General features: G+C 70.0%; 5 protein-coding genes. 2 read left to right on the top strand and 3 right to left on the bottom strand.

All coding sequences use genetic code 11. The annotated features are described in order from the left end of the window. Positions 1-3,116, bottom strand: a 3,116-nt coding sequence (locus VF697_RS07985; protein ID WP_331092906.1) for a PKD domain-containing protein, incomplete at its 3' end; no start/stop codon positions are given. Between the two features lie 237 nt (positions 3,117-3,353). Between VF697_RS07985 and VF697_RS07980 the strand changes: the two genes are divergently transcribed. Next, complete coding sequence (locus VF697_RS07980) at positions 3,354-5,447, top strand: M13 family metallopeptidase (RefSeq protein WP_331092905.1); 2,094 nt, start codon at positions 3,354-3,356, stop codon at positions 5,445-5,447. Positions 5,448-5,509: 62 nt separating this feature from the next. On the opposite strand, the gene VF697_RS07975 is transcribed toward VF697_RS07980, so the two are convergent. Continuing rightward, a complete protein-coding gene (locus VF697_RS07975) occupies positions 5,510-6,538 on the bottom strand; it encodes a PA0069 family radical SAM protein (RefSeq protein ID WP_331092904.1) in 1,029 nt (342 codons plus the stop codon). Between the two features lie 181 nt (positions 6,539-6,719). Here VF697_RS07975 and VF697_RS07970 point away from each other — a divergent pair, with 181 nt between their 5' ends. Further along, positions 6,720-8,381 (top strand): L,D-transpeptidase family protein, encoded by a 1,662-nt coding sequence (locus VF697_RS07970; RefSeq protein WP_331092903.1) that lies wholly within the window; start codon positions 6,720-6,722, stop codon positions 8,379-8,381. Here VF697_RS07970 and VF697_RS07965 read toward each other — a convergent pair. Next, a partial coding sequence (locus tag VF697_RS07965; RefSeq protein ID WP_331092902.1) for a D-Ala-D-Ala carboxypeptidase family metallohydrolase occupies positions 8,378-9,090 on the bottom strand: 713 nt, incomplete at its 5' end. The genes VF697_RS07970 and VF697_RS07965 overlap by 4 nt on opposite strands.

Here is a 9,090-nt window from a genome sequence, read left to right as displayed (position 1 = left end):
GTGGTGGGGTTGAGCCGGCCCAGGAACGCGTACACGTTGGAGTTGCTGGAGAACGTGGTCGTGTTGATGGTGGAGCCGCAGACGACGCAGGTGGACACCATGACGCCCGAGGGCCTCAGGGTGATGGTGCCCGTCTTGCCGGTGTAGCCCGGAGCCGTCGCCGTGTACTGCACCGTGCCGCTGCCCGCCAGCGCCTGGATGTAGAAGGAGGGCGTGCTGGAGCCGCCGGTGGCGAGGTTGAACGTCAGGGAGCTGGAGCCCACCGAGGTGGCGCTCGTGGAGAGCAGGGCCTTGGTCGGGTCGGCCACCGTGACGGTCACGGCGACGCCGCCCGTGGGGGCCGCGGTACCGAGCGAGACATAGGTGGACGTCTGGAGGTCCTTACCGACGGTCTCGTCGTAGACGGTGATGTTCGGCGCCGTCACCGTGGCGGTGATCTGCTGCTTGGTGCTCGGAGCCGTGAAGCCCGCGGGCTGGGTGATGGCGAGCGTGGTGGTTCCGCCGCCGATCGGATCGAAGGTCGTGGACTTCTGGTACTCCCCGGGGCTGAAGGCGACCGGGCTCGAGGTGATGACACCCACCGTGGCATTCGAGCTGGTGATGGGCACGGAGGCGCTGACACCCGGGCGCAGCGCCTGGCTGCCGAGGTTGGCGAACGTCGTCGGGTCGAGCATGGCCGTCCCGATCGTCACGCCGGTATCGGCCGACAGCGCGGTGGTGCTGAAGTTGCCGGTGGAGATGTGGAAGCCGGAGGGACGCAGGGTCACCGGGGTGGTGCCGTTGGCATAGCCGGGCGCGGTGGCGGTGAGCTGGACCGTGCCGCTGCTGTCCAGCGCGTAGATGTAGAAGGTGGGAATGGAGGAGTTACCCGCGCCCACCTGCAGGGTGATGCTGCTGGTGCCGGTGGCACCGGAGGCCGTCGCCAGCAGGACCTTGGACGGGTCGGCGCTGGTGATGGTCACCAGGAGGTTGCCGGCCGGAGCGGGCGCGGCGAGCGAGCCGTTGCTGCTCGTCACCAGGTCCTTACCCACCATGGCGCTGCTCAGACTCAGCGCGGGAGCGGGGTTGACGGTGATGCTGGCGGTGGCCTCGTTCAGACCGACGCCGGTGGCGCGCAAGGTGGTGGTGCCGACGGTGAAGCCGGTGACGACGACGTCCACCTGACTCTGGCCGGCGGGGAAGGTGACGGTGGCGGGCACGGTGGCGCGCGCGGCATTGTCCGTGCGCAGGTTCACCGTGACGCCGCCCGCGGGGGCCGGAGCGGAGAGGCTCAGCACGAGCGTGTTGGTGTTGTTCACGAGCACCGAGATGCTGGTGGGCGAGAGGTTCATGCTCAGCCGCACGTCCACCGCGCGCGTGTCCGGGGCATAGCCGGTGCCCGTGGCGGTGAGGGTGGCCGAGCCCAGGGTGAGGCCCGTCACGGTGGGCTGGGTGCTCGGAGTGGTGGCCCCCGCGGGGATGACGACGCTGGGCGTCACGGACACCACGCCCGGCGCGCTGCTGGTGAGCTGCACGGTGAGGCCACCGGCCGGCGCGGGCGTGGAGAGGCTGACGGGGAAGGTGAGCGTCTGGTCCGGCGCCACCACGGTGTTACCGGGGATGCTGATGATGGAGCTGGCGGTGACGGAGACGTTGACGGTGGCGTTGTTGTAGCCGATGGCCTGGGCGCTGAAGGTGGCCTGCCCCTCGGCGAGGCCCGTCACGGTGAAGGTGGCGGTGGCCTGGCCGGCGGCGAAGGTGATGCTGGCCGGGGAGATGGTGGCCACGTTGTTGGCGTTGGTGGACAGGTTCACCGTGACGCCCGCGGCCGGGGCCGGGTGGTTGAGGGTGAGCGTGCCCGTGAGGTCGCGGTTGACGCCCACGAGGGACGAGGGCAGCGCCAGCGCCATGTGGCGGTTGCTCACGTGCACCCAGCTGGTGCCATCGAAGAAGTCCGGGGCGAAGGCGGTGATGGTGGCCGAGCCGGACTGGGTGCCGGAGGTGGCGGTGAAGGTGGCGGTACGGGTGCCGGCCGGAACGAAGACGGAGGCGGGCACGGAGGCGACCGTCGAGTTGTTCGACGCCAGGTTCACCGTCTGTCCACCGGGCAGCGCGGGGCTGCCGAGGGTGACCGTCAGGGTGCCCGAGTCGCTGGTGAGCAGGCTGCGGGAGGTGACGGAGAGGGTGTTGCGGAACACCGAGTTGACGGTGAGGGTGTCGGGAGCGGAGTCCTCCACGCCGTTGTTGACGACGAGCGAGAGGACGTAGTCGCCGCCGAGGTCGGCGTCGAACGTCGGGGTGGACGTGGTGGCCTGCGCCAGCGTCGCGTTGCTGCCGGCGGGCTTGGAGACGAGCGTCCAGCTGTAGGTGAGCGAGCGGTTCTGCGGATCGCTGGAGCCCGTGCCGTTGAGCTGCACGGTGTCGCCGTTGAAGACGTGCTGGTCGGGGCCAGCCTCGGCGATGGGGGCGTCGGAGCTCGTCAGCTCGGCCATGACGCGGCCGGTGAAGGTGAAGCTCTTGCGGCCGGAGCCCTTGGCGAGGTTGAAGCCCCAGCGCGCGGTGTTGCTGCCGCCCTTGGCCTCGAGGTCACCGTAGGAGAAGAGGCCGTAGCGGTTCTGGAGCCCGGCGGGGACGGTGGTGCTGCTGTTGTAGGCCTCGAAGCCGGACTCGGGCGCCATGGCGTCGAGCTCGACCCAGACGTTGCGCAGCGGCACGGCGTAGAAGGAGCGGATGGCCACCTCGCCGCAGAAGCGGTCGGAGGCGCCGCACTCCGCGCCGTCCTTGCTGGTGCGGGTGGTGACGAGCTCCACGGAGTTGACGGGGCCACTGCCGGCCTTGCCGTCCTGGACGACGACGACGTCCCGCAGCGTCCTGGAGTCCTTGCCACCCCAGCGCGCCATGTCCTTGGGCGGGGCGAGGGACTCGAAGGTGAGGGTGCCGTGCTCGACGTCCACGGTGCCGCGGAAGTGCGCCAGGGGCGCCTCGTCGCGCAGGGACTTTCGCACGAGGCCCGTCTCCATGGGCCCGTTGGCGTACGGGACGGCCGCATTCTCGGTGCACGCCGTCAGGGCGCACACCAACACCATCAACCCCCGCAGCAGCAGCCCGCGCGGTTGGATGACTTGTTCGCTTCTCATTTTGGGTTCCCCCCTCGGTGATTCAGGTTGAAGCGGGCGCCCCGTAACACGCTTCAATGTTCATGGACAACCGAAGAGCGCCTGTACGGGGTTTCCACTGAGGGGGGTTGTAGCGCGAGGGGTGTGACGGGGCCGTGACGCCGCCTGGGAGACTCGTGACACTGGATCATTGCAGGGCGCTGGCCGCGAAGTAGGGTGCGTCCCGCTCTTCACCCACCCCTACGGAGAACCACCGAGATGAGAAAGGCACTACTGGCCGCCTGCTGTCTCCTCGCAGCCGCCTGCAAGACGGCGGAGCCCGCTCCCATCCCGCCTCAGCCTCCGCCTCCCGCCCAGCCGCCGGTGGCCGAGGTGAAGCCGCTGCCGCCCGGACTCGACGGCGCGGCGCTGAACGAGCAGGCCAATCCCTGCGAGGACTTCTATGAGTACGCCTGCGGCAACTGGGTGAAGTCCACGGAGATTCCGGCGGATCGCCCCCGCTGGTCGCGCGGCTTCGACTCCATCGCGTCACGCAACGAGGAGATTCTCCGGGGCATCCTGGAGGCCGCCTCCACGGGCAAGGCCCCCGAGGGGACGCCCCACGCGCAGAAGCTGGGTGACTACTACGGCGCCTGCATGGACGAGGCGCAGCTCGAGGCGTCGCTGCCCGCGCTCAAGGCGGAGCTGGCGAAGCTGACGGCGGCGAAGAGCGCGAAGGAGCTGGCCCAGGCGGTGGGTACGCTGCACGCGCGCAGCGTGTTCCCCCTCTTCACGTTTGGCGCCAACACGGACCTCAAGGACGCCACCCAGGTCATCGGCGAGGTGGACCAGGGCGGGCTCGGGCTGCCCGACCGGGACTACTACCTGAGGGAGGACGAGAAATCGAAGTCGCTGCGCGCCGCCTATGGCGAGCACATGAAGAACATCTTCGTGCTGCTGGGCGAGACGCCCGAGGTGGCGGCGAAGAGCGCGGCCTCGGTGCTGGAGGTGGAGACGGCGCTGGCCAAGGCCTCCCTGACGCGCGTGGAGCGCCGCGAGCCGAAGAACCTCTACCACCGGCTGGAGCGCAAGGGCCTGAAGGCGGCGGCCCCCACCTTCCCGTGGGACGTGTACTTCACCGCCGTGGGCGCCAAGGACGTGCAGACGCTCAACGTCTCGCACCCGCCCTTCTTCCAGGAGGTGGAGCGGCTGGTGAAGACGACGAAGCCGGCGGCGTGGAGGCCCTACCTCACCTGGCACTACGTGAGCGGCTCCATCCCGGCGCTGCCCAAGGCCTTCCAGGAGGAGCGCTTCCGCTTCAGCGCGCAGAACCTGACGGGCGCCAAGGAGGACGTGCCGCGCTGGAAGAAGTGCGTGCGCTTCACCAACATGGCCATGGGCGAGGCGCTCGCGCAGCCCTTCATCGCCCAGACGTTCGGCGCCGAGGGCAAGAAGACCACGCTGCAGATGGTCGAGGAGATCGAGAAGTCCTTCGAGCGCAACCTGGACACGCTGGCGTGGATGGACGCGCCCACGCGCGAGCAGGCGCTGGTGAAGGTGCGGAAGATCGTCAACAAGATTGGCTACCCGGACAAGGCGCGAGACTACGACGCGCTGAAGGTGGAGCGCGGCTCGTTCCTGCGCTCGGTGGCGAGTGCGGCGGCCTTCGAGCAGGCGCGGCAGCTCGCGAAGATTGGCAAGCCGGTGGACAAGAGCGAGTGGCTGATGTCGGCGCCCACGGTGAACGCCTACTACAACCCGCCCTTCAACGAGATTGTCTTCCCGGCGGGCATCCTCCAGCCTCCCTTCTTCAACCGCGAGGCCACGCCGTCGGTGAACTTCGGCGCCATGGGCATGGTGGTGGGGCATGAAATCACCCACGGCTTCGACGACGAGGGCCGCCAGTACGACGCCGAGGGCAACCTGCGGGACTGGTGGACGCCGGGCTCGGACAAGGCCTTCCGCGAGCGCGTGGCGTGCGTGCAGCAGCAGTACGACGGCTACACCGCGGTGGACGAGCTGAAGGTGAACGGGGCGCTGACGCTCGGCGAGAACGTGGCGGACCTGGGAGGCCTGAAGCTGGCGCACGCGGCCATGGAGGCATGGCTGGCCCGGGATGCCGAGGCGGCGAAGCAGGCCAACAGCTACCGCTTCACCCCCAGCCAGCAGTTCTTCCTGGGCTACGCGCAGTCGTGGTGCTCGAAGTACCGCACCCCGTTCGCGCGGCAGATGGTGATGGTGGATTCGCACTCGCCGCCGTACTGGCGGGTGAACGGGCCGGTGGTGAACCTGCCGACCTTCCAGCAGGCCTTCCAGTGCCAGGAGGGCGCGAAGATGGTGCGCCCGGCCGCGCAGCGCTGCGAGGTCTGGTAGCGCCTCGTCGCGTGTGACGACTCGGCTGCGGGAGCGCTGGAAGGTGCTCCCGTGGCCCGGCGTCAGAAGAAGCTGAGCTGCGTGCCCGGCTTCATGGGGCGGCGGAAGGGGCTCTCCTTCTCCTCCGACTCCCACTCGGTGTTGAGCCCCACGCGGCGCGCGGTGGTGTGGAAGAGCTTGCGGATGGTGTCCGCGTAGAGGCCCTCGCCCTGCATGCGGGTGCGGAAGCGCGGATCATTCAGCTCGCCCCCGCGCGTCTCGCGGATGCGGTGCAGCACGCGCTCGGCGCGCAGCGGGAGCTTCTCGCGCAGGCGCTCCTCGAAGACGGCCTGCACCGGACCGGGCAGCCGCAGCAGCGTGTAGAAGGCGCGGGTAGCTCCGGCTTCGCGTGCGGCGGTGAGGACGCGCACCATGTCCTCGTCGTTCAGCCCGGGGATGACGGGCGCCACCGCCACGCCCACGTTGATGCCCTTCTCGGCCAGCCGCTCGATGGTTTGCAGGCGCCTTCGGGGCGTGGCCACGTACGGCTCCATGGCGCGCGCCACCTGCTCGTCATGGAAGGGCAGGGTGATGAACACCGACAGCCGCGCCTCCTGCGCGAGCGTCTGGAGCACGTCCAGGTCCCGCTCGAGGAGGGGCCCCTTGGTGATGATGCCCACCGGGTTGCGGTACTCGGCGCACACCTCCAGGCAGGCGCGAGTGAGGCGCAGCGAGGCCTCCAGCGGCTGGTAGCAGTCGGTGACGCCGCTGAAGGCGACCGTCTCGCCCTTCCAGCTCTTGCGCTCGAAGGCGGCGCGCAGCAGCTCCGGGGCGCGGGGCTTCACCACCAGCTTCGTCTCGAAGTCGGTGCCGGCGCCGAAGCCGAGGTACTCGTGGTAGGGCCGCGCGTAGCAGTACGCGCAGGCGTGCAGGCAGCCCCGGTAGGGATTGACGCTCCAGGAGAAGCCGACGTCCGGGCTGTCGTTGCGCGCCAGCACCTCGCGGCTGTGGTCCTCCAGCACCTCCAGCCTGGCGGGAGGAATCTCCTCCAGGTACTCCACCGCGGTGGTGTCCCAGGGGTTGAGCGGGTTGGAGATGGGACGAGGCTTCACACTCCCAGGGTGAAGCTGAAAGGACGTTCAGTCAAGGCCTGGTTGGCGAGGCGCTTCCTGACCTGGACAGTCAGCCGAGAGAGCGAGCGAGCGTGTGCGCTTGCCTGTCTCGTACTGGGGGGATGCCTACCGTCGGACCATGCACCTGGGGCCCACCCTCCTATGCTGCCTATTGCTCGGGATGCCCGTCCTCGCGGCGGAACGGGCCCCCGCCCCCTTCGAGTCCGCGGTTCGCGTTCAGGTGGAGCAGGGCCTTGGAGAAGCTTCCAAGGCCCTGCTCCACTTCTACGAGAGCCGAGGCTTTCAGCCCGCGTGGTTCTCCCATGACGGCACGGTGCGGCCCCAGGTGGGCCAGTACCTCGCGGCGCTCGGCGAGGCGGAGGCGGAGGGCCTGAGCGCGGAGCGCTACCGTCGCTCGGAGCTCGAGGCGTCCCTGCGCCGGCTGGTGCTCGGAGGCCAGCCGGAGGAGGCGTGGGTGGAGCTGGAGCTGCGGCTCACGTCGAGCTTCCTCGCCCAGGCCTCGCATCTGCTCTCGGGGCAGGCGCCCTCGCGGGCCTTCAAGTCGCGGGTGAAGCCGCCGGGCGCGGTGGAGCTGGCGGCGGTGCTGGAAGGCGCGCTCGTGAGTGGGGATGTGGCGGGGGCGCTCCGGAGCCTCTCGCCGAGTCACGCGGGCTTCGTGCGACTCCGGGAGGCGCTCGGGCGCTACCGGGCCATCGCCGCGGCTGGAGGCTGGCCGCTGGTGCCGGAGGGCGAGCCGCTCGAGCGTGGCATGAAGGATCCACGGGTGTTGGTTCTACGCGAGCGGCTGCGCGTCACGGGAGACCTGGCCTCGGCCCCGGAGGAGCGGGTGCTCTACCCGGGGGCCCCGGGCGTGGGCATGACGGCGCTGGTGGGCGAGCTCGTCCGTGCGGTGAATGAGGAGGTGGCGCCGGAGTCCCCCCTGCGGCCGGCACCGGCGGACCTCTATGACGCGGACGTGGAGGAGGCGGTGAAGACCTTCCAGCGGAGGCACGGGCTGGAGGCGGACGGCAAGGTGGGCCGGGAGACGCTGGAGGCGCTGCGGGTGCCGGTGGAGGAGCGCCTCGCGCAGCTCGCGGTGAACCTGGAGCGCTGGCGCTGGGTGCCGAGGGAGCTGGAGCCCCGGTACGTGCTGGTGAACCTGCCGGCCTTCGAGCTGGAGGCGGTGGAGCGGGGCGAGGCGGTGCTGCGGATGCCCGTCATCATCGGGATGCCGGACTGGAGCACGCCCGTCTTCGAGGACGAGGTGGAGTACCTGGTGCTCAACCCCGAGTGGCACGTGCCCCAGGGCATCACCGAGGAGGAGGTGCTGCCCAAGCTGCGGGAGGACGCGGGCGCGGCCGAGCGGCTCGGGCTGAAGGTGCTCGACCGGGCCTCGGGGCAGGAGGTGGATCCGCGGTCGGTGGATTGGAACGGGCTGGAGGCGGGGAAGTGCCCGTACCGCTTCATGCAGGCACCGGGGGAGTCCAATCCGCTGGGGCGGGTGAAGTTCATCTTCCCCAACCGCTTCGCCATCTACCTGCACGACACGCCGGACCCGAAGCTCTTCGAGCAGGCGAACCGGGCCTTCAGCCACGGGTGCGTCCGGGTGGCGCAGCCGGCGAGCCTCGCGGACTTCATGCTGCGGGGCCACGGGGGCTGGACGCAGGAGTCGCTCGCGGCGGCGATGAAGGCGGGAGGCGAGCAGCGGCGGGTGGAGCTGCCCACGCCGGTGCCGGTGTACTTCCTCTACTGGACGGCCTTCGTGGACGCGGAAGGCCGGGTGCAGTTCCGGAGGGACCTCTACCAGCGCGACGCGGCGGTGCGGCGGGCGCTGGAGGGCTAGCGTTTCGTCCAGCGGGCCGGAGTGCCGCGCACGTCGATGTGGACGAAGGGCCCGTGGACGCGGTTGGCACGGTAGACGCCGTAGCCGCCGACGAGGTCGGGCACGCGCTGCTCCACGCGGTCGACGGCGCGAGCGAGCACCTCGGCGTCCTTCACGTCGACGCGCCCGTTGCCATCGAGGTCGTCCATCTGCCCGTCCCCATCGTCATCGAGCCAGACGTCGGCCGCGTCGCCATAGGTGTGGCGGCTGAACTTCGCGCGGCCGCCTTCGCCAGGCCCGTTGTACTGGGGCGTGCGGAAGCCGCTCATCACATGGAGGCCCTTGGCCGGGTAGCCCATGGTGCGCAGCTCCTGGAGCACGAGCTCCAGCTTGTCCACCAGGCGCAGGTCGAGCACGAGGTATTTGGGCCAGACGTTGGCCTGGTCCTTGGTGAGGAAGTGGCGCAGGCGGAAGTGCTCGGAGATGGCGAAGTCCTGGTTCTGGGACGTCACCTCGATGAGGAGCTCGGGCGGGGCGTAGCGGCCGGAGCGACCCGCGGCGCGGGCCGGCCACCGGCCAATGTTGTAGCCGTTGAGGCGCGTCTTCGAGCCGTCGAAGTGGACGGGGGTGATGATGGCGTCTGAGTCGGCCACCGCGCCGGGAGCGGCGGAAGCGAGCATCCACACGCCTGGCTGCCCGGGGGCCTTCAAGCCTTCCTGGGTGAGCGGCG

Origin of the sequence: Archangium sp. (genome assembly GCF_036388035.1) — a bacterium.
Taxonomy (GTDB): domain Bacteria; phylum Myxococcota; class Myxococcia; order Myxococcales; family Myxococcaceae; genus Archangium.
Note: the sequence above shows the minus strand (reverse complement) of the source record. Positions and strands in the feature narration are given on the sequence as shown.